This is a genomic window from Burkholderia sp. NRF60-BP8 (genome assembly GCF_001522585.2).
Taxonomy (GTDB): domain Bacteria; phylum Pseudomonadota; class Gammaproteobacteria; order Burkholderiales; family Burkholderiaceae; genus Burkholderia.
Genome location: NZ_CP013372.1, coordinates 1,144,048 through 1,167,183, shown reverse-complemented (window position 1 = coordinate 1,167,183; position 23,136 = coordinate 1,144,048). Strand labels below are relative to the sequence as shown.

At 67.8% G+C, this 23,136-nt stretch carries 21 protein-coding genes; 8 read left to right on the top strand and 13 right to left on the bottom strand.

From position 1 onward, the window contains the following. Positions 1-186: a hypothetical protein gene (locus tag WS54_RS05385; protein ID WP_059783732.1), complete on the bottom strand. Its 186-nt coding sequence runs from the start codon at positions 184-186 to the stop codon at positions 1-3. 224 nt (positions 187-410) lie between these two features. After that, a complete protein-coding gene (locus WS54_RS33525) occupies positions 411-587 on the bottom strand; it encodes a hypothetical protein (protein WP_006479216.1) in 177 nt (58 codons plus the stop codon). A gap of 278 nt (positions 588-865) precedes the next feature. On the opposite strand from WS54_RS33525, the gene WS54_RS05380 reads away from it, so the two are divergent. Continuing rightward, entirely contained in the window at positions 866-2,281 is a 1,416-nt protein-coding gene (locus tag WS54_RS05380; RefSeq protein ID WP_059783734.1) for a TolC family protein, read from the top strand. 184 nt (positions 2,282-2,465) lie between these two features. On the opposite strand, the gene WS54_RS05375 is transcribed toward WS54_RS05380, so the two are convergent. Next, positions 2,466-2,915 (bottom strand): winged helix-turn-helix transcriptional regulator, encoded by a 450-nt coding sequence (locus WS54_RS05375; protein ID WP_006479218.1) that lies wholly within the window; start codon positions 2,913-2,915, stop codon positions 2,466-2,468. Between the two features lie 349 nt (positions 2,916-3,264). Here WS54_RS05375 and WS54_RS05370 point away from each other — a divergent pair, with 349 nt between their 5' ends. Next, entirely contained in the window at positions 3,265-4,188 is a 924-nt protein-coding gene (locus tag WS54_RS05370; RefSeq protein ID WP_059783737.1) for an alpha/beta fold hydrolase, read from the top strand. Between the two features lie 90 nt (positions 4,189-4,278). Here the strand turns inward: WS54_RS05370 and ggt are convergent, their stop codons facing one another. Continuing rightward, positions 4,279-6,000: a gamma-glutamyltransferase gene (gene ggt, locus WS54_RS05365; RefSeq protein WP_011547886.1), complete on the bottom strand. Its 1,722-nt coding sequence runs from the start codon at positions 5,998-6,000 to the stop codon at positions 4,279-4,281. Between the two features lie 397 nt (positions 6,001-6,397). On the opposite strand from ggt, the gene WS54_RS05360 reads away from it, so the two are divergent. From WS54_RS05360 to WS54_RS05350, 3 genes are all read left to right on the top strand, one after another. After that, complete coding sequence (locus WS54_RS05360; protein WP_059783740.1) at positions 6,398-6,922, top strand: metal-dependent hydrolase; 525 nt, start codon at positions 6,398-6,400, stop codon at positions 6,920-6,922. 200 nt (positions 6,923-7,122) lie between these two features. After that, a complete protein-coding gene (locus WS54_RS05355; protein WP_059783743.1) occupies positions 7,123-11,625 on the top strand; it encodes a DEAD/DEAH box helicase in 4,503 nt (1,500 codons plus the stop codon). A gap of 140 nt (positions 11,626-11,765) precedes the next feature. Continuing rightward, on the top strand, positions 11,766-13,040 hold the full coding sequence (locus WS54_RS05350) for an APC family permease (RefSeq protein ID WP_059783745.1): 1,275 nt from the start codon (positions 11,766-11,768) through the stop codon (positions 13,038-13,040). A gap of 97 nt (positions 13,041-13,137) precedes the next feature. Here the strand turns inward: WS54_RS05350 and WS54_RS05345 are convergent, their stop codons facing one another. From WS54_RS05345 to WS54_RS05330, 4 genes are all read right to left on the bottom strand, one after another. Next, positions 13,138-13,434, bottom strand: a complete 297-nt coding sequence (locus tag WS54_RS05345; protein WP_012338300.1) for an XRE family transcriptional regulator — start codon at positions 13,432-13,434, stop codon at positions 13,138-13,140. A gap of 74 nt (positions 13,435-13,508) precedes the next feature. Beyond that, complete coding sequence (locus tag WS54_RS05340; RefSeq protein WP_034206211.1) at positions 13,509-13,868, bottom strand: type II toxin-antitoxin system RelE/ParE family toxin; 360 nt, start codon at positions 13,866-13,868, stop codon at positions 13,509-13,511. Positions 13,869-13,995: 127 nt separating this feature from the next. After that, the gene (gene pcaQ, locus WS54_RS05335; RefSeq protein WP_059783748.1) at positions 13,996-14,982 is read right to left on the bottom strand and encodes a pca operon transcription factor PcaQ; all 987 of its coding nucleotides are present in this window, start codon (positions 14,980-14,982) and stop codon (positions 13,996-13,998) included. Between the two features lie 77 nt (positions 14,983-15,059). Then, on the bottom strand, positions 15,060-15,797 hold the full coding sequence (locus WS54_RS05330; protein WP_034205003.1) for a helix-turn-helix domain-containing protein: 738 nt from the start codon (positions 15,795-15,797) through the stop codon (positions 15,060-15,062). Positions 15,798-15,917: 120 nt separating this feature from the next. Between WS54_RS05330 and WS54_RS05325 the strand changes: the two genes are divergently transcribed. The 3 genes from WS54_RS05325 to pcaG all read left to right on the top strand — a co-directional run bounded on the left by WS54_RS05325 (position 15,918) and on the right by pcaG (position 18,066). After that, positions 15,918-16,484: a YiiX/YebB-like N1pC/P60 family cysteine hydrolase gene (locus WS54_RS05325; protein ID WP_059783750.1), complete on the top strand. Its 567-nt coding sequence runs from the start codon at positions 15,918-15,920 to the stop codon at positions 16,482-16,484. A gap of 277 nt (positions 16,485-16,761) precedes the next feature. Continuing rightward, the gene (gene pcaH / locus WS54_RS05320; protein ID WP_059783752.1) at positions 16,762-17,469 is read left to right on the top strand and encodes a protocatechuate 3,4-dioxygenase subunit beta; all 708 of its coding nucleotides are present in this window, start codon (positions 16,762-16,764) and stop codon (positions 17,467-17,469) included. A gap of 3 nt (positions 17,470-17,472) precedes the next feature. Then, entirely contained in the window at positions 17,473-18,066 is a 594-nt protein-coding gene (gene pcaG, locus WS54_RS05315; protein WP_059783755.1) for a protocatechuate 3,4-dioxygenase subunit alpha, read from the top strand. 460 nt (positions 18,067-18,526) lie between these two features. On the opposite strand, the gene WS54_RS05305 is transcribed toward pcaG, so the two are convergent. The 5 genes from WS54_RS05305 to gsiC form a co-directional block, all read right to left on the bottom strand. Next, positions 18,527-19,306, bottom strand: a complete 780-nt coding sequence (locus tag WS54_RS05305) for an AraC family transcriptional regulator (RefSeq protein WP_059783759.1) — start codon at positions 19,304-19,306, stop codon at positions 18,527-18,529. A gap of 97 nt (positions 19,307-19,403) precedes the next feature. Continuing rightward, the gene (locus tag WS54_RS05300; RefSeq protein WP_059783761.1) at positions 19,404-20,231 is read right to left on the bottom strand and encodes a M55 family metallopeptidase; all 828 of its coding nucleotides are present in this window, start codon (positions 20,229-20,231) and stop codon (positions 19,404-19,406) included. Next, positions 20,228-21,310, bottom strand: coding sequence for a DmpA family aminopeptidase (locus WS54_RS05295; RefSeq protein WP_059783763.1), 1,083 nt, complete (start codon positions 21,308-21,310; stop codon positions 20,228-20,230). Before WS54_RS05295 ends, WS54_RS05300 begins: the two co-directional genes overlap by 4 nt. Continuing rightward, a complete protein-coding gene (gene gsiD / locus WS54_RS05290) occupies positions 21,310-22,203 on the bottom strand; it encodes a glutathione ABC transporter permease GsiD (protein ID WP_059783765.1) in 894 nt (297 codons plus the stop codon). Before gsiD ends, WS54_RS05295 begins: the two co-directional genes overlap by 1 nt. Positions 22,204-22,210: 7 nt before the next feature. Then, positions 22,211-23,131, bottom strand: coding sequence for a glutathione ABC transporter permease GsiC (gene gsiC / locus WS54_RS05285; RefSeq protein WP_059783767.1), 921 nt, complete (start codon positions 23,129-23,131; stop codon positions 22,211-22,213). Positions 23,132-23,136 lie beyond the last annotated feature (5 nt).

The window sequence follows — 23,136 nt, the reverse complement described above, 5'->3', positions numbered from 1 at the left end:
TCAGTGCGACGAGCCGAGCGACATCCGGAACTGTTCGACGGCGTGGGCCTGGTACTGGGCCATCAGGCCCTGCAGCGTGGTCCCGATCGACTGATTGACGAGATCGACCGTATAGGCGGCCGAATTGGAGTAAAGCGACGCGCCGCCGCGAATCTGGCGGGCCTGTTCTTCCGTGATGTCTCGCATTTGTTGTGGCCTTTATATTGTCGGAATGCCAACAGCCGTCAGCCAATCGCAAGCCAAATGGCCGTTCACTCTATTACGTGATAATCCGGCACCCCAGTCTTCCGATAATCGCCCGATTTCGAAATAATGCATTTCGAAGTCTCCTTACTTCCACTGCGGCGATCGATTCTTGTCCTTCTGTTTCGCAGCATCTGACGCGGGGGGCGCCTCCCCGCGCACGGCGGTTACTTGCCGGTGTTATTGAACGTCTTCGGGTTCTGCAGGTAATTGCCGAGGCTCGGCAGGAACTGGCCGAGCGCGGTCACCACCGGCGCAGCGTCGACGGCGAGGCTACCCAGCGAGCTGATCGCACCGCCGCCATGCACATTCCTGACCTGTTCCGTCGTCATGACCTTCATCATTCTCTCCTCGTAAAAAATAAAGACGATGCAAAGAACCTTCATTAAAATACAAACGGCTTTTAATCCCGAGCGACTCGTTAATTCAATAATCACTGCGATTACCAGCCGAAATCAGGCTATCATGCGGGCGCATCGGAATTCAATGGAGGACACACTCTTACAGCCGTGTTTTCCGATGCGCGACGATCATCAGGCATTCATGCTGTTTGAATTCCAATTTCAATACGTTTAAATCCCGCCGCAATGCATTGCGGCACGGACAGGAGACGGAGACGGCCATGTTTGAAACGATGCGCACGAATCGCGGGTCGGCGACACCGGATGCGGGTATTTCCCTATCAAGATTTTCGACTAGGTGGAATCCCCGGCTTGCAACCATGACATTGTTCGCTGTAACGATAATCGGCCTGCCGGCACACGCCCGTGCGTTCTGCCTCGATACCGCCTACCAGTACGCGTCCGTGCACGATCCGCGCTACCTGCAGGCCCGCAGCGAATACGATGCGGCCCGCCAGAAATTTCCCGAGGCCCGTGCGCAAATGCTGCCGCAGGCTGCCGCGCAGCTCGAGTGGGGGCGCTACGGCACGCACGCGAACCTGTTCGGCATCGACGTCAGCGGCTCGAGCAACGCGGCATATGGTTCCGCGCAGGTCACGCAGGCGCTGTTCAACGTGCCCTACCTGTACGACATGCGGCGCGCGACCGAGTACGAGGAAGCGGCGAAACAGAAGCTCGAGGTCGCGAAGCAGGACCTGATCCTGCGGGTCGCGAATGCATGCTTCGATCTGCTGAGCGCGCGCGAGAAACTGCAATCGGCCGACGACGAAGTCAGCGCGCTCACGCGACTCGAGAGCGATACGCGGCGCATGGCGCAACTCGGGATGAAGACGATCGGCGATACCGCCGAGATCGAGGCGCGTCGCAGCCTCGCGCAATCCGACGAAGCGCTCGCGCAGACCGACGTGGACGCGCGGCGCGCCCGTTACGAGACGTTGCTCGGTTCGGCGATCGACTTCTCCCGCTGGCCGCGGCTCGCGATGCGCGGGTCGTCCCCGCGCATTCCGTCGGGCGACTATGCGCCGCAGGACAATCCCGCGTACCGGCAGGCCTATCGCGACGTCCAGGTCGCGCGGCTCGCCGCGAAGCGTGTCAGCGCCGAACACTTGCCGACCGTCGACCTCTTCGCGTCGTATTCGCGCGGGCTCAATCCGAACCTTCGCGGGCTCACCGATCGCTCGGATTTCCATCAAAGCGCGGTCGGCGTACAGGTGACGATTCCGATCTTCTCCGGCGGCAGCGTGTACTACCGGCAGGTCGAGGCCGAGCACGTGACCGAGCAGTACCGCAACCGGCTGCGCGAGGTCGAGGAACAACTGGGCACCGATCGTCGCGAGGCGTTGGCCGCGCTCGAGTCGGCCGGCAAGCGCATTCGCGCGCTGCAGCAGTCGCTGCAGGCCGCGCGGCTCGCGTACGAGTCGTCGATGAAGGCGCATCAGGTCGGCTACAGCACGACGTACGAAACGCTGAACCTGCGGCGCGACATCTCGGGCATCCGGCAGAAGCTGTTCGACAGCTATCTCGATGCGCTGAAGTTGCAGTTGAAGCTGAAAAGCGTGCTCGGCACGCTCGACGAACAGTCGCTGATCGCGGTGGATAGTTTCCTCGAAAGCAACGCGGCGAGCGATCGAAGTTGAACGCGATTTCATCCATACCGGCATTCCGGGCAACGTTGCGTGCACAACTTTCAAGAACAACGTCGATGTGCCGACCGGTCGGATGTTCAACGACGGCACATCGCGACTCCCTCTCGTCGCTTACCTCAGCCGCGCGCAGCCGCATGCGTGGCTGAAGCGGCGATACCTGCCGATTCGAGATGCATCAGTCGGGCGGCGGCAGCACGACCGTGTCCTCCGGGCCGAGCACGCGGCCGTCCTGAGAACGCAACTCCAGCTTCCTGACCGGCAGCCCGGTCTTCCGGTCGACCAACAGCACGTGCGCCTCGTCCGGTTCGAAGAAGAAATCCTCGCCCCACTGCCGCAGCGCGACCAGCAGCGGAAACAGCCCGCGTCCTTTTTCGGTCAGCACGTATTCGTGATGCGCGCCGCCGTCGGCGGCCGGCACGACGTCCATGATCCCGTGCGCGACCAGGTTGCGCAGGCGGGCAGCCAGGATGTTCTTCGCGAGGCCGAGATTCTTCTGGAATTCGCCGAAGCGGCGCAGCCCGTCGAACGCGTCGCGGACGATCAGCAGCGACCACCAGTCGCCGATCGCGTCCAGCGGGCGGGCGACACCGCAAAGGGAATCTTCGTGCGTGGTGCGTCTGTTCATCGGTGCGTACGGCGATGCCGTGCCCGGGATACGGGCTGAACGGCGGTCGTTCTCGTTGAAATGAATGGTTGCAATATAAAACCTTGTCAAAAAAAGATCAATGCCGGGGAGCCGACTGTTCGGGATAGGTGAACGAAACGCGCTCGCCATTCCAGATTGGTACACGGTTTCATCATTTTTAGCCTATAAACCGTACATTTCTGTGCTTTATCGCATCGTCCCGCGTCATCGTCCTGCATCCGGCAACCGCTTCCGCGATTTACCCGGTTGCAACTTGCAACCGCATGATCTACGCTTTCGTCAGGTTTCAATTTGAAACCACTCTGCTCGACTACCGAAGGAGCATTCGATGATCCGGTCCGATGCCACGTTCGACGGCACCTTTCCATTCGCCCCGCATTTCGACGATGCATCCGGCTTCCGGATGCACTACGTGGACGAAGGTCCGCGCGACGGTGAAATCGTCCTGTGTCTGCATGGCGAACCCACGTGGGGATATCTGTTCCGCCACCTCGTGACGGCGCTGAGCCCGACATGCCGCGTCGTCGTGCCCGATCACATGGGCTTCGGCAAAAGCGCGACGCCGCGGGGCCGCAGCTACTGGCTGCAGGATCACATCGACAATCTCGAGCGTTTCGTGCTCGCGCTCGACCTCGATCGCATCACGCTGGTGATGCACGACTTCGGCGGCCCGGTCGGCATGGGGCTCGCCGCGCGGCATCCGGACCGAATTCGGCGCATCGTCTCGGCCAACGGACCGACGCCGTTCGGGCAATCCGATCTCGTCGAGCGCCTGACGGCGAATGGCCGCGATGCGCCGTGGTTCCGGTGGATCATGCACGCGGCGGCCGACGACACGCTCGAAACGGTGCTCGGGCAGCTCGGTTTCAATATCCTGAGCACGCTGAAGCTGAACGGCTTCGAGAACCACGCGATCATCACCGATACGTGGATCGCCGCATACGGCGCGCCGTTCGCGCAACCGGCCGACTGTCTCGGCGCAATCGGATGGCCCCGGGGGGTCGCGGCCGGCATGCACCGGTTCGAGGAACCCGACGCGGCGGCGCTGCGCGCGATACGCGGCAAACCCGCGCTCGCGATCTGGGGAGACGCCGACCGAACGCTCGGCGCCGAACATTTCCTGCCGCTCTTTACCGCCCTGTTTCCATCCGCGCCGATCGAGCGGCTGGCGGGTGTCGGGCACTACTGCTTCGAGGATGCGCCCGATGCCATTGGCGCGCGGATCGCGGGCTTCATCCGCACGACCGGCTGAAAAAAATTCGGCAGCCGGATCGAAACACCGGCTGCCGAACGGCGCGCGCGGCCGCTGTCGCCGACGCGCACGCATCGCTTCATGTCGACGTCAACGAATGATCCGCGTCACGCCCCGCCCGCGCGGATCGGCCATCGCCTCCGGCGTCTTGCCGTCGATCTTGATGACCTGGATGTCGCCGCTGAAATCCTGCCCCTTCAGCGTATAGCCGCGCGCCTCGATCTGCTTCGCGAGTTCGCCTTCGATCGGGTGGTACGGCTCCCAGAAGATCGTGTTCGGCGGCAGCAACTGGTGATGGAAACGCATCGCACCGACGGCTTCCTTCAATGGCATCTTGAAGTCGTAGATGTTGTTGATCACCTGGAAGATCGACGTGAAGATGCGCGAGCCGCCCGGCGTGCCGATCACGAGCGACACCTTGCCGTCCTTCGTCATGATCGTCGGCGACATCGACGACAGCGGGCGCTTCTTCGGTTCGATCGCATTCGCGTCGCTGCCGACCACGCCGAACATGTTCGCGACGCCCGGCTTCGCGGAGAAGTCGTCCATCTCGTCGTTCAGCACGATCCCGGTGCCGTCGGCGATCACGCCCGAGCCGAAGTAGCCGTTGATCGTGTACGTGTTCGACACCGCGTTGCCCCACTTGTCGACCACCGAGAAGTGCGTCGTTTCGGCCTTCTCCGGCATCGTCGTGCCGAGGCCCGGCTGCACGCTCTTCGTGTCCGACGGCTCCTTCGGGTTGACCTCGGCCGCGCGCTTCGCGATGTACGCATCGTCGGTCAGCTGCGCGATCGGCACCTTGTAGAAGTCGGGATCGCCGAGATACTGCGCCCGATCGGCGAACACGCGTTTCTCGATTTCGGCGACGAGGTGGATGTACTGCGGCGAATTGAGCTTCACGCCCTCGAAGTCCTGCTTCAGGTCGGCCTTCATCTTCAGCAACTGCACGAGGCCGATGCCGCCGGAGCTCGGCGGCGGCGCGGTGATCACGTCATAGCCGTTCCACTTCGCCTGCACCGGCTGGCGCCACACCGCGCGGTACTGCGCGAGATCCTCGGTCGTGATCAGCCCGTTGCCGTCGCCGGTCTTCATCGACGCGGCGATCAGCTCGGCCGTCTTGCCCTTGTAGAAACCTTCCGCGCCGCCGTCCGCGATGCGCGTGAGCACGTCGGCGAGATCGGGCTGCTTGAAGTTCGCGCCGGCCTTCAGCCCGGAGAAGTACTTGTCGAAGTTGGTCTTGCCGCCGAACTCCTTCGAGGCGTCGACGCCGCGCTGCGCGAGCTGTTCGTCGACGACGAAGCCGTCGCGCGCATAGTGGATCGCCGGCGCGAGCACCTGCTTCCACTTCAGCTTGCCGAAACGCTTCTGCGCTTCCCACATGCCGGCCACCGTGCCCGGCACGCCGACCGCGCGCGGGCCGTACAGGCTCATGCCCTTGACGACGTTGCCGTCCTTGTCGAGGTACATGTCCTTCGTCGCGGCGAGCGGCGCACGCTCGCGGTAGTCGATGAAGTACGGCTTGCCGTCCTTGTAGATCGTCATGAAGCCGCCGCCGCCGATGTTGCCGGCCTCCGGGTACGTGACGGCGAGCGTGAACGCGATCGCGACGGCCGCGTCGATCGCGTTGCCGCCTTCCTTGAAGATCCGCTCCGCCGCATCCGCGCTGTACTTGTCGGCCACCGCCACCGCGGAGCTCGTCAGGACCGCGGGCTGCGGCCCTTTCGCATAGGCGGGCGCATTCGGCAGGAAACCGATGCCGGCGACCGTCGCCAGCACGGCGGCGGATGATTTGAAGCGATTCAGCGTAGTCATTGCATGTCCCCCATGTGGATCTCCTTCAGGCGCGACGAGCACCTGATCCGTGGATGGCCGCTGGCGCGCCGACGGCCATATGCCGGCTTCGTAGTATAGGGGGACAAAAAGGGTCGAACACACGGCGGCGGCGAAAGCGTGCCGGTTGGGTACGCGCGCTCACGTTGCTGCGCCGCGACGCACACGGGGATCGCTCGACCTCCCCTACGGTGCGCGCCATCGCGCAATGCACAAAACCGAAAGTTGCGAACCGCGCGGCAGCCGTCGTCGCCGGCACAAAAAAATCGGCGAACGACCTGCCCGCGACTCAGGCCGATCTGCGAAGATAGCGCCCCGCTTGCGCGCCGCATCATCGTTTCGTGCACGCGCCGCTTCACGTTTTCTCGTCTCGCTCCCTATGGCATCACACAATGCGCATCATGCATCCGGCGTCGCGGCCGGCGTCGCCGCCGCCGTCCTCGTCGCGCAAACCGGCGCAACCGGCCCGTGGCACTCGGGCATGCTCGCCGCGTTCGCGGCGGGCGTCGCGGGCGGCACCGCGCCCGACTGGCTCGAAGTCGCATGGTGGAGCCGCAAGCGCCGCCTGTGGATCACGCATCGCACCATCACGCACTGGGGCATCGGCTGGGTCGCGCTGCTCGCGCTCGGATGGCACGGGCTCATCCATCATCCGCATCCGCCGTGGGCCGCGCCGCTGTTCGGCTTCGCGTGCGGCGGCGTGATGCATTTGCTCGCCGACTGGCCCAATCCGCTCGGCGTACCGTGGATCTGGCGGCGCCACTCGCTCAACCTGTGGAACAGTGGGCATTGCGACCTGATCATCGTGGCCGCCGCCTGGGCCGGCACGCTGTGGCTCGCGCAATCGCTGTGGTCGCGTGCGCCGCTGATCGAACACTGGCTCGGCTGGCTGCATCGCGTCTAGTTGCAATTCGACACAAATCGGCACGCGGTCGGCATGCCGACGTGCACGCAACTTTCCGTCCATTGAAAGCGCACGGCAGGCCCCCATCTGAGGGGAATCGTCGGCATGCATGACCGGCACGCACCGGTGACGTCTGGCACACTGACGATTCGATTCGCGTGCGATCAATCCGCACGCTCGCACCCCATTTCAACGCTCCGATGGACGTCACAGCTACCCGCCCTGCCGCCCGCGCGCTCGACGTGTTCCACCCGGCCGTCGCCGCGTGGTTCCGGCGCACGTTCGCCGCGCCGACCGGCGCGCAGGCGCTCGCGTGGCCGCACATCAAGGCCGGCCGCTCGACGCTCGTCGCCGCGCCGACCGGCTCCGGCAAGACGCTCACCGCCTTCCTGTGCGCGCTCGACGATCTGGTGCGCGATGCGCTCGCGCACGACGGCACGCTGCCCGATGCGACGCTGGTCGTCTACGTATCGCCGCTGAAGGCGCTGTCGAACGACATCCACGTGAACCTCGACGCGCCGCTCGCCGGCATCGCCGAATCGCTCGCGCAACTCGGCCTGCCGGTGCCGGCGATTCGCACCGCGGTGCGCACCGGCGACACGACGCAGGCCGAGCGCGCGGCGCTGCGCAAGCGCGCGCCGCACATCCTCGTCACGACGCCCGAATCGCTGTACGTGCTGCTGTCGTCCACGTCGGGACGGCAGATGCTGTCGACCGTGCGCTCGGTCATCGTCGACGAAATCCATGCGCTGGCGTCGTCCAAGCGCGGCAGCCATCTCGCGCTGTCGCTCGAACGCCTCGACGCGCTGGCCGGGCACGCGCTGCCGCGCATCGGGCTGTCGGCCACGCAAAAGCCGATCGACGCGGTCGCGCGCTTCCTCGTCGGCGGGCCGGCCGACGCGCCGCGCGACTGCGCGATCGTCGACACCGGCCACACCCGCGAGCGCGATCTCGCGCTCGAACTGCCGAACGTGCCGCTCGAACCGGTGATGGCGACCGACGTGTGGGAACAGGTGTACGACCGCATCGCCGGGCTCGCGGCCGCGCATCGCACGACGCTGGTATTCGTCAACACGCGGCGCACCGCCGAGCGCATGGCGCGCCATCTCGCCGACCGGCTCGGCAAGGACGCGATCGCCGCGCATCACGGCAGTCTGGCGAAGGAGCACCGCTTCGACGCCGAGCAGCGCCTGAAACGCGGCGAATTGAAGCTGCTCGTCGCGACCGCGTCGCTCGAACTCGGCATCGACATCGGCGACGTCGATCTCGTCTGCCAGGTCGGCTCGCCGCGCGGCATCGCACCGTTCCTGCAGCGCGTCGGCCGCTCGGGGCACCATGTCGGCGGCGTGCCGAAGGGGCGGCTGTTTCCGCTGTCGCGCGACGAGCTGGTCGAATGCGCGGCGCTGCTCGACTGCGTGCAACGCGGCGAACTCGATGCGCTGCGGATTCCCGAAGCGCCGCTCGACGTGCTCGCCCAGCAGATCGTCGCCGAAGTCGCGTGCACGGAATGGCACGAAGACGCACTGTATGCGAGCTTCACGCGCGCCGCGCCGTACGCGCGGCTGACGCGCGAACGCTTCGACGAAGTGATGAAGATGCTCGCCGAGGGATTCACGAGCCGCCGCGGCGTGCGCGGCGCGTACCTGCACCGCGACGTGATCGGCGGCACCGTGCGCGGCCGCCGCAACGCGATGATGACCGCGACCACCTCCGGCGGCACGATCCCCGACATGGCCGACTACGCGGTGCTGCTCGAACCGCAGGGCATCCAGGTCGGCACCGTCAACGAGGATTTCGCGATCGAGAGCCTCGCCGGCGACGTGTTCCAGCTCGGCAACCAGTCGTACCGGATCATTCGCGTGGAAACGGGCTGCGTGCGCGTCGAGGATGCGCAAGGTCAATCGCCGAGCATTCCGTTCTGGCTCGGCGAGGGGCTCGGACGCAGCGACGAGCTGTCGGCGGCGGTCGGGCGGCTGCGCGCACGGATCGACGGCCTGCTCGCGGAAGGCGACCGGCAGGCGAACGCCGGCGGACGCAAGCGCGCGGCCGGCAACGCGGCCGGCAAGACCGAGACGCACGGCAACGCCCAACCAGCGGCCCAGACCGGCGTCGTCGCCGACTCGCGAACCGTTGCCGCCGCCACCTCGCTCGCGCCCACCGAAAGCCGCCTCGCGCCCGCGTTGCGCTGGCTCGTCGACGATCTGCGCCTGTCGCCCGACGCCGCGCGCCAGATCGCCGACTACCTCGCGCGCACTCGCGCGGCGCTCGGCGCATTGCCGACGCAGGACACGCTCGTGATGGAGCGTTTCTTCGACGAATCGGGCGGCACGCAGCTCGTGATCCATTCGCCGTTCGGCAGCCGGATCAACCGTGCATGGGGACTCGCGCTGCGCAAGCGCTTCTGCCGCACCTTCAACTTCGAGCTGCAGGCCGCCGCGACCGACGACGCGATCATCCTGTCGCTGTCGCTCGCGCACAGCTTCGCGCTCGACGAAGTGTGGCGCTATCTGCGTTCGGCCAGCGCCGAGCACGTGCTGATCCAGGCGCTGCTCGACGCGCCGATGTTCGGCGTGCGCTGGCGCTGGAACGCGACCACCGCGCTCGCGCTGCCGCGTTTCACCGGCGGCCGGCGCACCGCGCCGCAACTGCAGCGGATGAAGAGCGACGATCTGCTCGCGACGGTGTTCCCCGATCAGGTCGCGTGCCTCGAGAACGTCGTCGGCGAACGCGAGATTCCGCATCATCCGCTCGTCGACCAGACGCTCGACGATTGCCTGCACGACGCGATGGACACCGACGGCTGGCTTGCGCTGCTGCGCCGGATCGAGAGCGGCGCGATCGAACTCGTCGCGCGCGACTTGCCCGCGCCGTCGCCGCTCGCCGCCGAGATCCTGAACGCGAAGCCCTACGCGTTCCTCGACGATGCGCCGCTGGAGGAGCGCCGCACGCAGGCCGTGCAGTCGCGCCGCTGGAGCGATCCCGAATCGGCCGACGATCTCGGCGCGCTCGACGCCGATGCGATCGCCGCCGTGCGCGACGAAGCGTGGCCGCTCGCGCGCGACGCCGACGAGATGCACGATGCGCTGCTCACGCTCGCCTGCGTCGCCGACAGCGAGGCGCACGCGCACGCAGGCTGGCCGGAGCGACTCGCGGAACTCGCGGAACGCCGCCGCGCGACGCAACTCGCGACACCGGGCGGCGCCGTGCTGTGGGTGCCGGTCGAGCGGCTCGTGTGCGTGCGCGCGCTGCATCCCGACGCCCGCACGACACCGGCGCTCAAGGTGCCGGCCGCGTGCGCGCAGCCGTGGGAAACCGATGCGGCGCTCGTCGACGTGATCCGCGCGCGACTCACCGGCTTCGGGCCGCTCACGGTCGATGCGATCGCCGCGCCGCTCGGCCTGCCGCCCGCGTCGATCGCGACGGCGCTCGCGGCGCTGGAGCGCGAAGGCTACGTGATGCGCGGCCGCTTCACGCCGGGCGCGACGACCGACGAATGGTGCGAACGTCACCTGCTCGCGCGCATTCATCGCTATACGGTGAAGCGGTTGCGCCGCGAGATCGAACCGGTCGAGCGCGCCGATTTCATGCGCTTCCTGTTCCACTGGCAGCACCTGACGCCCGACACGCGTGGCACCGGTCGCGACGCGCTGGCAGCCGTGGTCGAACAGCTCGAAGGCTACGAGGCCGCGGCGAGCGCCTGGGAAGACGCGCTGCTGCCCGCGCGGCTCACCGACTACACGGCGGGCGGACTCGACGAGCTGTGCCGCTCGGGCAAGCTGGTGTGGACCCGCATCGGCGCGCCGGCGCGCGCAGCCGGCACGCCCGTGAAGACGACGCCGATCGTGCTGCTGCCGCGCCGCCATCTTTCCGCGTGGCAGGCGCTGCGCGATCCCGATGCGCAGCCTGCGCTGTCCGCACGCGCCACACAGGTGCGCGACGCGCTCGCCGCGCACGGCGCGATGTTCTTCGACGCATTGCTCGACGACCTGCACATGCTGCCCGTCGAACTCGAACAGGCGCTCGGCGAACTCGTGTCGGCCGGCCTCGTGAACGCGGACAGTTACGCGGGCCTGCGCGCGCTGCTGAAGCCGGCCGTCAAGCGCAGTGCGACCTATGCACCGCGTACACGACGCGGCGGCGCGCTGATCGGCGGAATGGACGACGCCGGCCGCTGGGCGCTCGTGCAGCGTCGGGCACCGCCGGACGACGACGCGCCCGCACCGAAACGCGGCCCCGCCACGACCGATCCCGACGCACTCGAACACATCGTGTGGACGCTGCTGCGCCGCTACGGCGTCGTGTTCTGGCGGTTGCTCGAACGCGAAGCCGACTGGCTGCCGAGCTGGCGCGAACTCGTGCGCGTGCTGCAGCGCCTCGAAGCACGCGGCGAGATTCGCGGCGGTCGCTTCGTCGCCGGGCTCGCGGGCGAGCAGTTCGCGCTGCCCGAGGCCATCCCGATCCTGCGCGAACTGCGCCGGCAACCGGGCGATGGGCAGTATGTATGCGTGACGGGCGCCGACCCGCTGAATCTCGCCGGCACGCTGCTGCCCGGCGACAAGGTGCCGGCGCTGGCCGGCAACCGCGTGCTGTTTCGCGACGGCGTGCCCGTCGCATCGCTGGTATCGGGTACGTTCCATTACGCGCCCGAGCTGTCGGCCGCCGCGTGCGAGGACGCGCGCCTGCGGCTCGCGCGTTCCTGCTGACATCGGCTGACACGCACGCGGCACACGACTACTGATCGCCGGGCCGCGCGGTCGCCATCGTTCGGGTAGCATCGGACGATCGACCGCGCGAGCTTGCGCGCGTCGCCTACACAAGACAAGACTTCCGGAGACTGCCGCTCATGCCTTCGCATGCCGATTCGCCCGTTGCCCATCACGCGGGTTCGCTGACCATTTTCCAGGGCGCCGCGCTCTATATCGGCGCGGTGCTCGGCACCGGCGTGATCGCGCTGCCCGCGCTCGCCGCCGAAGTCGCCGGGCCGGCCTCGCTACTCGCATGGGCCGCGCTCGTCGTACTGTCCGGGCCGCTCGCGGCCACCTTCGCCGCACTCGGCGCCCGCTATCCCGACGCCGGCGGCGTGTCGACCTACGCGCGGCGCGCATTCGGCCCGAAGGCGGCGGCGATCGTCGGCTGGTGCTTCTACTTCGCGGTGCCGGCCGGCGCGCCGGCCGCCGCGATGTTCGGCGGCGCATACGTCGCGGCCGTCACGGGCGGCGGACACACGACGGTCGTCGTCACGGCCGCCGCGCTGATCGCGACCGTGTCGGCCGCGAACGCGTTCGGCGTCACCGTGTCGGGCCGCATGCAACTGGTGTTGTCGGCGCTGCTCGTCGCGCTACTGCTTGCCGCGGTGCTTGCGTCCGCGCCGCATGCCCGCGCCGCGAACCTCCATCCGTTCGCCCCGCACGGCTGGCTCGCGGTCGGCCAGGCCGCCGCGTTGCTCGTGTGGAGCTTCGCCGGCTGGGAAGCGATCACGCATCTCGCGGCCGAGTTCCGCCGGCCCGCGCACGACATGCCGCGCTCGGCCGGCATCGCGGTCGTGGTCGTCGGGTTCCTGTATCTGTCGGTGGCCGCCGCGAGCGTGACGGTGCTCGGGCCTTCCGCGGGTGCATCGGGCGCGCCGCTCGCCGAACTGATCGCGGGCGGCATTGGCGGCCATGCGCAGGTGCTGGCGGCGGCCGCCGCGCTGCTGCTCACGCTCGGCACGATGAACGCGTATTTCGCCGGCGCGGCCAAACTCGGCGCGGCGCTCGGGCGCGACGGCGCACTGCCCGCATGGCTCGCGCAAGGCAGCCAGGTCGGCGGCGTGCCGCGCCGCAGCCTCGGCGTGATCGCGGTGCTCGCGGCCATCGCGCTGGCCGCCACGGCGGTGTCGGACGTCGGGCCGAAGCCGCTCGTGCTCGTGACGTCCGGATGTTTCGTGATGGTGTACGGGCTCGGCGCGGCGGCTGCGCTGAAGCTGCTGCCGCGTGGCGGCATCGCATATCGTTGCGCGTGGATTTCGCTGATTGCCGTCGCCGGGCTGTTCGTGACGACCGGATGGTATTTCCTGTGCCCGCTGCTGCTCGCGGGCGGCGCACTGCTTTATCTGCAGCTCACCGGCCCGCGCCGATGACGCGGCAGGCGCCCGCGGCGCCGACGCCCGCCGACTCGCCGCACCGATCGCGCGAACACTCGCGTCGATCCGGCCGTGCGCCGTGGGTTCGCGCCCGTCAGGCCGGCACCAGCTCGAAGCTGAGCCGTTTGCCGAGCGCGGCGGCCGCGCTCGCGAGCGTCGCCAGCGTGAGGCTCGTGTCGGTTTCGTCGAGCAGACGGTTGAGTGCGGCGCGGCTCGTCTTCATCCGCGCGGCCATCGCGGTTTTCGTGATGTGCTGCGCCTTCATTTCCTGCCCGATCTGCCACGCGATCACGCGCTTGATCGCGGTGGCGGTGGCCGCTTCGAGATTGCCGTCCGCTTCGAGGAAGGCGTCGAAATCGCTGCCGATATGCGGATTGTTCGTGGTCGTCATGTCGTACTCCAGGTGCATGGCGTTGCCGGCTGCCCGACCGTCGGAGACGGTGCGTTCCGGCGCAACCGGGGAATTCAGATGGCGTGCGTCAGCGCTTTCAGGCGCGCGACGGTGACGTCGAGATCGTCCGACGGCGTGGCCCGCGACTGCTTGAAGAAGCCGTGCAGCAGCACCATCGTGTCGCCGACGACCGTGAACAGCACGCGCGCGCTTCGCCCCGGCACCGTCACGCGAATCTCCCACAGATCCTTCGCCATCTTCCGGACCAGCGGCATGCCGAGCGGCCAGCCGAGTTGAACGGTCTTGATCTCTTCGCCGATCGCCCTTCGCTCCGCTTGCCCGAGCGCATTGAGCCATTCGCGCACCGGCTCGTGGCCGCGGGCCGTCCGGAAGAACCGCACGCCGAGCGTGACCTGAATCTGCTGTCTCGCCATCGTCTTGTCGTCCATCGCATCAAAAACGGTACGACATGCCAAGCACCCCGATGCCGGCTACTGACCGGATGGCCAATGCTTCGGCAAGACGCAGATCGGACCCGGCGCATCCGCCAGGCCCGGTGGATCACCGCTTGCCGCGAGTGGGCTTGCGCGACGCGCGCGGCGCCTGGTGCGGGCGCGCCGCACCGAACCGCGATCGCGCGATGTCGCGCACCGCATCGATCAGCGTCCGCGCGACCGGCGACGGCTGCGCATCGGTACGCAGCACGAGCCCGACCGGCTCGTCGGTGCCCGCCGACGGCAGCGGCAGGCGCGCCAGCGCGCCGGCCGACAGATCGTATTCGGCTGCATAGAGCGGCACGAACCAGACCGCGTCGTTCTCGAGCGCCAGTGCGCGCGCGACCGATACCGACAGCACCTCGATGAACGAATCCAGCGGCGGCGCGCCGCATGCGCCGAGGAGTTGCTCGGCGGACTGGCGGATCAACGTGCCGAACGGCGGCAGCACGACCGGGTAGCGCGCCAGCTCGGCGGCCGGCGCCGCGCTCGCGAGCAGCGGATGCCCGGCGCGCACGACCGCGACGAGCGGCTCGTTGTACAGCTGTTCGAACGCGAGCCCGATCATCCGCTCCGGCTCCGACAGCCGGCCGATCGCGCATTCGATCGCCCCGGATTTCAGACGCTCGAGCAACTCGGCGTTCGCGGCCGTCGCGATCCGCACGACGATGCGCGGCCAGCGTGCGGTCAACGCCTTCATCAACGCCGGTGCGAGCGAAGCCGCGACGGTCGGCAGCATGCCCATTTCCAGCGTCGCGGCAGCGGCCCCGCCCTCGCGCGCCAGCAGCCCGACGCCCTGCCGCAGCGCCAGCACGCACGCATTCGCGTGCGGCATGAACAGTTGCGCTTCGCGGGTGGGCTGTGCGCCGTGCCGGCCGCGCTCGAACAGCTTCACGCCGAGGATCGCCTCCAGCTCGGCGATCGTCTTCGACACGGCCGGCTGCGTGATCGACAGGCTTTCGGCCGCCTTCTGCACGCCGCCCAGTTGGGCGACCGCGAGGAAACACTGCAGGTGCCGGAATTTGACGCGACCGTCGGCGATACGGTTATTCATAACGGGCGGTTATGCGAATGACGATGAATCGCCATTTTGCATAACTTTCCGGAAAGGCCCAAGCGTTCGGCACGGCGTCATGCATGGCGCCGCAGCGCGTGGAATCCCGTCGGCTCCCAGATCCGTTTCGCGATCAGCAAGGCCGTGCCGTGCTTCTGCCCGAGCGGCGCGGACGACGACTCCGCATGCAGCGCCGCCGCCTTGCTGCTCAGCCGCCGCAGCTCTTGTTCGAGCTCCGCGGCGGCCGCGTCCGTCAGCATCCCTTGCAGGAACGTCATCGTCTCGCCCGGGCCGTCGAAGCGGCTGCCGAGAAAGTCGTCGAGCACGTGCGCATGGAAGTAGCGGCGGATCGGCCCGCCCGGCAGCCAGTCGAAATCGCGCGCGACGCGTACGCGAATCCGGTCGCCGGGCAGCAGCGCGATCACGTTCATCCGGTCGAGCATCAGGAGATACTTCACGCACTCGGCCTGCGTGACGCGATAGGCCGACACGATGTCCTGCACGGTCCAGTAATTGATCGCGCACACGGCGACCAGCAGCAGCTTCTCGTCCGACACGAGCAGCGCCTCCTGCTGCTCGGTCAGCACGCGCAAGCGCGGCGCGGACGCGGACGCTTCCTGCACGAGCTCGGCGAGCGTATAGCCGAGCAGTTGCGCGATCTCCGCGACGCGCTCCAGCGTGAAGCGGCCGCTTGCGAACAGCCGCTTCACGCTCGTTTCGGAGACGTCGAGCGCACGCGCGACGTCCCGGTAAGTCATTCCCTGCGCCTTCAACTGGCGCTTCAGCGTTTCGATGAGTTGGGCGATCTCGGTCATGTCGGTATCGAAAAATGATGCTCGTGGTCGGATATTAGGCTACTCGCGCATCCATATCAGCAATTCAGGTTACTTGTCTGCATAATCCGCTCCGTCCTGTCACGCAACGACGGAGCCGAAATGACCGCCCGAATCGACACAGCCGCCAGCGAACCGCGCCACGCCGCCCCGCGCGATGCACGCGACACCGATCGCACGATGCCGCTCGCCACCGTGCGCACGCTGGCCGCCGGCGCGCACGTCGGCGATCTCGTGTTCATCCGCGAGCCGGCCGGTGTGCCGGATGCCGCGACCGGCTCGGCGGGCGTCTGGGCCAATCGCTTCGGCATCGTCGTCGATACGTCGGGCGACGAACCGATGCTCGCCGAGGCCGCGGCGTTCGCGTGGACGAAGCTCACGCCGCTGTCGCGCTTCGTCGCCCGTGCCGACGGCGGACGCATCGCGCTGGCGCGCCGCATCGCGGCAGCATCGGTCGACGCGCAGCGCCACGTCCATGCGCTGGCCGAACGGCGAATCGATGCGCTGCTCGGCAGTCGCTTCAACCTGCGCGCGCGGCGCGGCTTCTGCGCGCAGTACGTGAACGACGTGCTCGGCGCCGGCCACGCGTCGACACCGTCGGCCCTGCTGCGCAGCGGCACGCTGGCGCTCGAATTCGACGGAATCGTGTTCGATCCACGCCATCCGTGACGACGGGCACGCTCGGGGAGGCCGAATAACAACGAGAACGAAAGACAAAAAACAGCGACGGGCTGGCTGGAGGGCCGTGCACGGGGTCGTCGCCGACGACGCGAAGCCCGATCGCTTTTTCCGCCGGACAGGGTTCCTGTCCGGCGGAATTTTCATGGGCGGGACGAACATAACTAATGGTTATGCAATTCGCGAAAAAAGGTCATTTTTCATAACTTTCCGGATTGGCTAAAGTCGTGTCGTCCACTTCGCGAAATACCTATCAGGAGACGCCCCGATGGATTCCCCCACGATCCTCACGCCGCGCGACTGGCCGTCGCATCCGGCTTATGTTCACCCCGAGTACCGTTCGTCCGTGAAGCGCGGCCCGACCCGCCCGCTGATCCCGCTGAAGGAGAAGCTGCGGGACCAGTACGCACCCGTGTACGGCGCGGAAGATCTCGGCGCACTCGACCACGACCTGACGAAGAACGCCGTGAAGAACGGCGAGCCGCTCGGCGAGCGGATCGTCGTCACCGGCCGCGTGCTCGACGAAGGCGGCAAGCCCGTGCGCAACACGCTCGTGGAAGTGTGGCAGGCCAACGCGGCCGGCCGCTACGTGCACAAGGTCGACCAGCACGACGCACCGCTCGATCCGAACTTCCTCGGCGCGGGCCGCTGCCTGACCGACGACGAAGGCCGCTACCGCTTCCTGACGATCAAGCCCGGCGCGTATCCGTGGGGCAACCACCCGAACGCGTGGCGCCCGAATCACATCCACTTCTCGCTGTTCGGCGATTACTTCGGCTCGCGTCTGGTCACGCAGATGTACTTCCCCGGCGATCCGCTGCTCGCGTACGACCCGATCTTCCAGGGCACGCCCGAAGCCGCGCGCGATCGCCTGATCTCGCGCTTCTCGATGGACATCACCGAAGAAGGCTATGCGCTCGGCTACGAATTCGACATCGTGCTGCGCGGCCGCGACGCCACCCCGATGGAGCGCTGAACCATGACGACGCTGAAGCAAACCCCTTCGCAAACGGTCGGCCCGTACTTCGCGTACGGCCTGTGCCCGCAGCAATACGACTACGACCTGAAAAGCCTGTTCACGCCGACGATCGCCGCCGCGCACGCCGAAGGCGAGCATGTGCTGCTGGTCGGGCAGGTGTTCGACGGCGACGGCAACGTCGTGGGCGACGCGGTGCTCGAATTCACGCAAGTGGACGCCGCGGGCCGCTATCCCGCGTCGCGCGACGACATCGCGAAATCCGGCTTCACGGGCTTCGCGCGGGTCGGCACGGGCACCGATCCGCAGCAGCGCTTCGTCGTCGAGACGGTGAAGCCGGGCCGCATCGCCGCCGACGAGGCGCCGCACATCAACGTGACCGTGATGATGCGCGGCATCCTCACCCACGCGTTCACGCGCGTGTACTTCGACGACGAAGCCGCCGCGAACGCGGTCGACCCCGTGCTGAACACGGTGCCGGCCGAGCGACGTGCGACGCTCGTCGCGAAACGCGACGCGCAGCCGGGCCGCCCGGTCGTCTACCGCTTCGACATCCGCATGCAGGGACCGGAAGAAACCGTGTTCTTCGACGTTTGACGCATGCGCCGGCGCTCGCCGGCTTCGTGTGCAACCGCACCGCCGTGTGGCGCGATACCGGCAGGCATCGCGCCACACGGCGTTTTGGGGCACGCGTCGTCGTCATTCGATGGTGCGCCGCGTCGTACCCGGTGACGGCTGCGGATCCTGCCGTCATCGGCTTCCCGCTCCGATATCGAACGCGCCATTGAAGCGCATGCTGCGACAGCACATCAATCGTCGGGTCGACCCGATATCGTTTGCGCGTTATGCGGCGTATTCTTCGTTATCCGCAACGAGTCGGCAGAATTGAATCTTGTGAAGCAACAATGACAGGCGTCACGTGCGACGCTGCCGGACAAGCGGTCCGCGCATTTGTCAGACAGAGTGCCTTTGAACGCGTCCGGTCGAAGTTGGCGGACGCGTATTTTTTTGGCGTCGCGGCCCGCGCACCGGCGTGACCCGCGCGGCGTCCCTGCGCCTAGCGACGAATCTCCAGATACCGGCTCGGCGTGTCGCCCAGAATGCGGCGAAACGCCGACGTGAATGCGCTCGCACTCGCGTAGCCAAGATCGAGCGCGACGCGCGTCACCGGCTGCCCGTCGGTCAGGCGCGCAATCGCCGCGAGCATGCATACCTGCTGGCGCCAGGCGGCGAAACTCACGCCCGTCTGCGCACGGAACTGCCGCGTGAAGGTACGCCGGCTCACGCCCGCGTCGGCCGCGACCCGGTCGAGATCGGCCGCGATCGACGGCGCCGCGAACAGATGCCGGCAGACTTTCGCCAGCCGTGCATCGGCCGGTAACGGCGCATGCAGCGACAGACGCGGCATCGTCGCGATTTCGGCGATCAGCAGATCCATCAGCTTGCCCGCGCGGCCGTCGACGTCGTACATGGCCGGCAAGTCGATCGCATCGTCGATCAGTTGCCGCAGCAGCGGCGACACGCCATACACGCCGCACTGGGTGGGCAGCCCGGCCGCCTGCGCGGCGTCGGCGGACACGAACGCGTTGAGCATCGTGACCGGCCCCGTCATCGTCATTTCGTGCCGCACGCCGGCCGGCACCCAGCACGCGCGCTGCGGCGGCACCAGCCAGCGGCCGTGCGGCGTGGACACGCTGATCGTGCCGCGCGACGCGAATGCGAATTGCCCGCGCACGTGCGCATGATCCGGAAACGTCGTACCCGCCGCGAATTCGTTGGCGAGCACGACCACGCTCCGGGGAATGTGTTCGTAGGGATCTAGCAGCGTATTTCTCACGGCCCGAATTCCATCATCAATGACTCGCTATCGAGGGCGGTCCGCCCCGCCGCGATCGGCCGGCCGGCCATGCGCCGGCGGCATCGCGCGGCACACGTCACCGCAACATGAACGACATCGCCGACAGGCTGTTCAGCGTGCGCACCGCGTGCTCGACCGACGGCCCGTCGAAACGCAGCGTCACCGCATCGACACGCTCGAGCGACGGCAGCACGCAGAACAGGTCGGCCTGCGCGGCCGTCTGCACGCGCAGCGTGCAAGCGGCCGGCGCGGGCCGATGGGCGCCCGCGCGCCGGCCGGACGACAGCGCGTGCGCGACCGTCTCCCGTGCGGCGGTCGCGATGCGCGCGCACGACGCGGACGGCGTGAGCGTCTCGCCGCTCGATGCGCCGCCGGCCGTCTTGACCGTCTCGAAACGCGCATCCGGGAACAGCGGCTGCGTTTCCTCGGCGAATACGTCGTCGCCCGTCGCGAGTGCGACGTGCGCGCCGTATTCATGCGCCAGCGCGCCGTACAGCCCGGCTTCGCCGAGCTCGACGCCGTTCAGCCACACCTGCGTGAACGCGAAGCTGTTGATCGTGTGCGCGAGCACGCCGCGCGTCTGCGATTTCGCGTGATAGCCGATCATGAATACGAGGTCGGGCTGCTGTTCGAGGCCCGCCATCATCCCGAGCGTACGCGGCTTGCCGAGCACGACGCGCGCCCGCGCATCGAGCCCGTCGGGCAGCAGGTTGCGAAAGCCGCCGTGCGAATCGTTGACCCAGACGGCCTGCGCACCGCCGGCGAATGCGCCTTCGATCGCCGCGTTCGCCTCGGCGGTCATCCAGCGGCGCGCCCGCTCGTATTCCGGATTGCCGGCGCGCGTCTGCTCGGTGGCGAATACGCCGGCGACACCTTCGATGTCGGTCGAGATCAGGATCTTCATGACGGGGTCGAACGTCCTTCGTCGTCTTCGTTGAACAACCGGTCGAGATCGGGCACCGCGTCGCGCAGCGATGACCGCACGTGGCCGTCGCGCCCGGCGACCGTCACTGCCTGCAGCAACGCGTCGGCGATCGCATGCTCGACGCTTTCGGCCGCGGCCATGAACAGCGGATCGAGCGCCGCATCGGCCACGAGGGCCGGCAGCGCGATCGTCGATGCGTCGTGCGCGATCGTGTAGGCGGTCGAGAAGGCGAGCGCGATATCGCCGCTGCCATGTCCGTAGACGGAGCCCGTGCGGGCCAGCCCCGCCGCCGCGCGGCGCGCGAGCCGCGACAACTGCCGAGCGTCGAGCGGCGCATCGGTGGCCAGCAACAGGATGATCGAGCCCTGCTCGGGCGGCGCCGCGTAGGCGGCTTCGGCCGCGCGCCGTTGCGCGACGATGCGCCCGAGCGGCACGCCGCCGAGCGTCAGCATCGGCAGCCGGCCGAAATTCGCGAGCACGAGCGCGCCGACCGTATAGGGCCGGCCGGCCGCGACGGCCACGCGCGACGCGGAGCCGATCCCGCCTTTCAGGTCGAAGCACGACATCCCGCGCCCGGCGCCCACCGCGCCGCGTGCGACGTCGCGAGACGCCGCGCGGCATGCGTCGTCGTAATGCGCGGCGGTGACCGCGCATGCCTGGATATCGTTCAGGTAACCGTCGTTGCACTCGAACACGAGCGGATTGACGGTCGGCCAGTCGCGACCGACCTGCGGATTCGCCGCGATCGCCGCACGGATCTGCGCGTGGGCAACCGCGCCGACGCCGAACGTATTGGTCAGCGCGATCGGCGTATCGAGCGTGCCGAGCTCGTCGACCTGCACGAGCCCGACGCTCTTGCCGAAACCGTTGATCACGGCCGCCCCGGCCGGCACCTTGCTGCGGTACACGTCGCCCGGATGCGGCTTCACGACGGTCACGCCCGTCTGCACGTTGCCGGCATCGAGCGTGCAATGGCCGACCGTCACGCCCGGCACGTCGGCGATCGTGCCGCGCGGCCCGGCCGTCAGCGTCGCCGCCCACATCGGTGCGGCGCGCATCAACGGCGCTCCAGCTTCGGGTCGAGCGCGTCGCGCAGCCCGTCGCCGAGCAGGTTGAACGCGAGCACGGTCAGGAAGATCGCGAGGCTCGGGAACACCGCGATGTGCGGCGCCGTCACCATGTCCGCGCGCGCCTCGTTGAGCATCGCGCCCCACTCCGGCGTCGGCGGCTGCGCGCCGAGCCCGAGAAACGACAGGCTCGCGGCGGTGATGATCGACGTGCCGATCCGCATCGTGAAGTAGACGACGACGGACGACACGGTGCCCGGCAGGATGTGCCGCATGATGATCGTCCAGTCGGACGCGCCGATGCTGCGCGCGGCCTCGACATAGGTCATGTGCTTGAGCATCAGCGTGTTGCCGCGCACGAGCCGCGCGAACGCCGGGATGCTGAAGATCGCGACCGCGCAGATCACGTTGACCATCCCGTTGCCGAGGATCGCGACCACGCCGATCGCGAGCAGGATGCCCGGGAACGCGAACAGCACGTCGGCGATGCGCATCGTGATGCGGTCCCACCAGCCTTCGTAATAGCCGGCGAGCAGCCCGAACAACGTGCCGATCGCCGCGCCGAGCGCAACCGAGAAGAAGCCGGCCGCGAGCGAAATGCGCGTGCCCGCGACGATCCGGCTGAAGATGTCGCGGCCGAGCGAATCGACGCCGAACCAGTGCACGGCCGACGGCCCCGCGTTCAGCGCGTCGTAGTCGAAATAGTTCTCCGGATCGAACGGCACGATGTGCGGGCCGACGAAGGCGAGCACCACGAGCGCCAGCACGAAGCCGCCGGCGACGAGCGCGACGGTCTGCTTGCGGAACTTGCGCCAGAATTCGCGCCACGGCGTGCGGATCGCGGTCGGTGCGGCCGGCGCCGCGGGCTGGGCAGTCGCGTTCATTCGCGCCTCACTTGAACCGGATGGTCGGGTTGATGACCGCGTACAGCACGTCGACGGTCAGGTTGATCAGGATGAATTCCAGCGAGAACAGCAGCACGATCGCCTGGATCACCGGGTAGTCGCGCATCGTCACCGCGTCGACGAGCAGGCGCCCGAGCCCCGGCCAGTTGAACACGACCTCGACGACGATCGAGCCGCCGAGCAGGAAGCCGAACTGCAGCCCCATCATCGTGACGACCGGGATCATCGCATTGCGCAGGCAGTGCTTGAGCACGACCATCGGCTCGTGCACGCCCTTCGCGCGCGCGGTACGCACGAAGTCCTCGTTCAGCACCTCGACGAACGACGCGCGCGTGAAACGCGCCATCACGGCCGCGACCGCGGCGCCGAGCGTCAGCGACGGCAGCACGTAGCTCTTCCACGAGCCGTCCGGCACGACCGGCAGCCAGCCGAGCTTCACCGAGAAGACTTCCATCAGCAGCATGCCGAGCGCGAACGCGGGAAACGAGATGCCCGACACCGCGAGCGTCATCCCGAGACGGTCGGGCCAGCGATTGCGCCAGACCGCCGACGCAATCCCGATCGCCATCCCGAACAGCGTCGACCACCCCATGCTGACGAGCGTCAGCATCAGCGTCGGCATGAAACGTTCGCCGATCTCGGTCGAGACCGGCCGCTTGCTGCGCGTCGAGACGCCGAAATCGCCGTGCGCGATCTTCACGAAGAAGTTCGCGAACTGCGTGGGCATCGGCTTGTCGAGCCCGAGATCTGCGCGCACGAGCGCGATCGTCGCGTCGTCGGCTTCGGGGCCGGCCGCGAGTCGCGCGGGATCGCCCGGCAGCAGGTGCACGAACAGGAACACCAGCACCGCGACGATCGCGAGCGTGGGCAGCAGGCCGAACAGGCGTTTGACGAGGAAATTCAGCATGGGGC

What these genes read in the sequence shown, in the direction of transcription:
- WS54_RS05370 (WP_059783737.1), top strand. Translation starts at nt 3,265, where the DNA reads ATGATCCGGTCCGATGCCACGTTCGACGGCACCTTTCCATTCGCCCCG.
- gsiD (WP_059783765.1), bottom strand. Translation starts at nt 22,203, where the DNA reads ATGAACGCGACTGCCCAGCCCGCGGCGCCGGCCGCACCGACCGCGATC.
- ggt (WP_011547886.1), bottom strand. Translation starts at nt 6,000, where the DNA reads ATGACTACGCTGAATCGCTTCAAATCATCCGCCGCCGTGCTGGCGACG.
- WS54_RS05340 (WP_034206211.1), bottom strand. Translation starts at nt 13,868, where the DNA reads ATGGCGAGACAGCAGATTCAGGTCACGCTCGGCGTGCGGTTCTTCCGG.
- WS54_RS05330 (WP_034205003.1), bottom strand. Translation starts at nt 15,797, where the DNA reads ATGACCGAGATCGCCCAACTCATCGAAACGCTGAAGCGCCAGTTGAAG.
- pcaH (WP_059783752.1), top strand. Translation starts at nt 16,762, where the DNA reads ATGGATTCCCCCACGATCCTCACGCCGCGCGACTGGCCGTCGCATCCG.
- WS54_RS33525 (WP_006479216.1), bottom strand. Translation starts at nt 587, where the DNA reads ATGATGAAGGTCATGACGACGGAACAGGTCAGGAATGTGCATGGCGGC.
- WS54_RS05300 (WP_059783761.1), bottom strand. Translation starts at nt 20,231, where the DNA reads ATGAAGATCCTGATCTCGACCGACATCGAAGGTGTCGCCGGCGTATTC.
- WS54_RS05385 (WP_059783732.1), bottom strand. Translation starts at nt 186, where the DNA reads ATGCGAGACATCACGGAAGAACAGGCCCGCCAGATTCGCGGCGGCGCG.
- gsiC (WP_059783767.1), bottom strand. Translation starts at nt 23,131, where the DNA reads ATGCTGAATTTCCTCGTCAAACGCCTGTTCGGCCTGCTGCCCACGCTC.
- WS54_RS05360 (WP_059783740.1), top strand. Translation starts at nt 6,398, where the DNA reads ATGGCATCACACAATGCGCATCATGCATCCGGCGTCGCGGCCGGCGTC.
- WS54_RS05380 (WP_059783734.1), top strand. Translation starts at nt 866, where the DNA reads ATGTTTGAAACGATGCGCACGAATCGCGGGTCGGCGACACCGGATGCG.
- WS54_RS05345 (WP_012338300.1), bottom strand. Translation starts at nt 13,434, where the DNA reads ATGACGACCACGAACAATCCGCATATCGGCAGCGATTTCGACGCCTTC.
- WS54_RS05355 (WP_059783743.1), top strand. Translation starts at nt 7,123, where the DNA reads ATGGACGTCACAGCTACCCGCCCTGCCGCCCGCGCGCTCGACGTGTTC.
- WS54_RS05295 (WP_059783763.1), bottom strand. Translation starts at nt 21,310, where the DNA reads ATGCGCGCCGCACCGATGTGGGCGGCGACGCTGACGGCCGGGCCGCGC.
- WS54_RS05325 (WP_059783750.1), top strand. Translation starts at nt 15,918, where the DNA reads ATGACCGCCCGAATCGACACAGCCGCCAGCGAACCGCGCCACGCCGCC.
- WS54_RS05375 (WP_006479218.1), bottom strand. Translation starts at nt 2,915, where the DNA reads ATGAACAGACGCACCACGCACGAAGATTCCCTTTGCGGTGTCGCCCGC.
- WS54_RS05350 (WP_059783745.1), top strand. Translation starts at nt 11,766, where the DNA reads ATGCCTTCGCATGCCGATTCGCCCGTTGCCCATCACGCGGGTTCGCTG.
- pcaG (WP_059783755.1), top strand. Translation starts at nt 17,473, where the DNA reads ATGACGACGCTGAAGCAAACCCCTTCGCAAACGGTCGGCCCGTACTTC.
- pcaQ (WP_059783748.1), bottom strand. Translation starts at nt 14,982, where the DNA reads ATGAATAACCGTATCGCCGACGGTCGCGTCAAATTCCGGCACCTGCAG.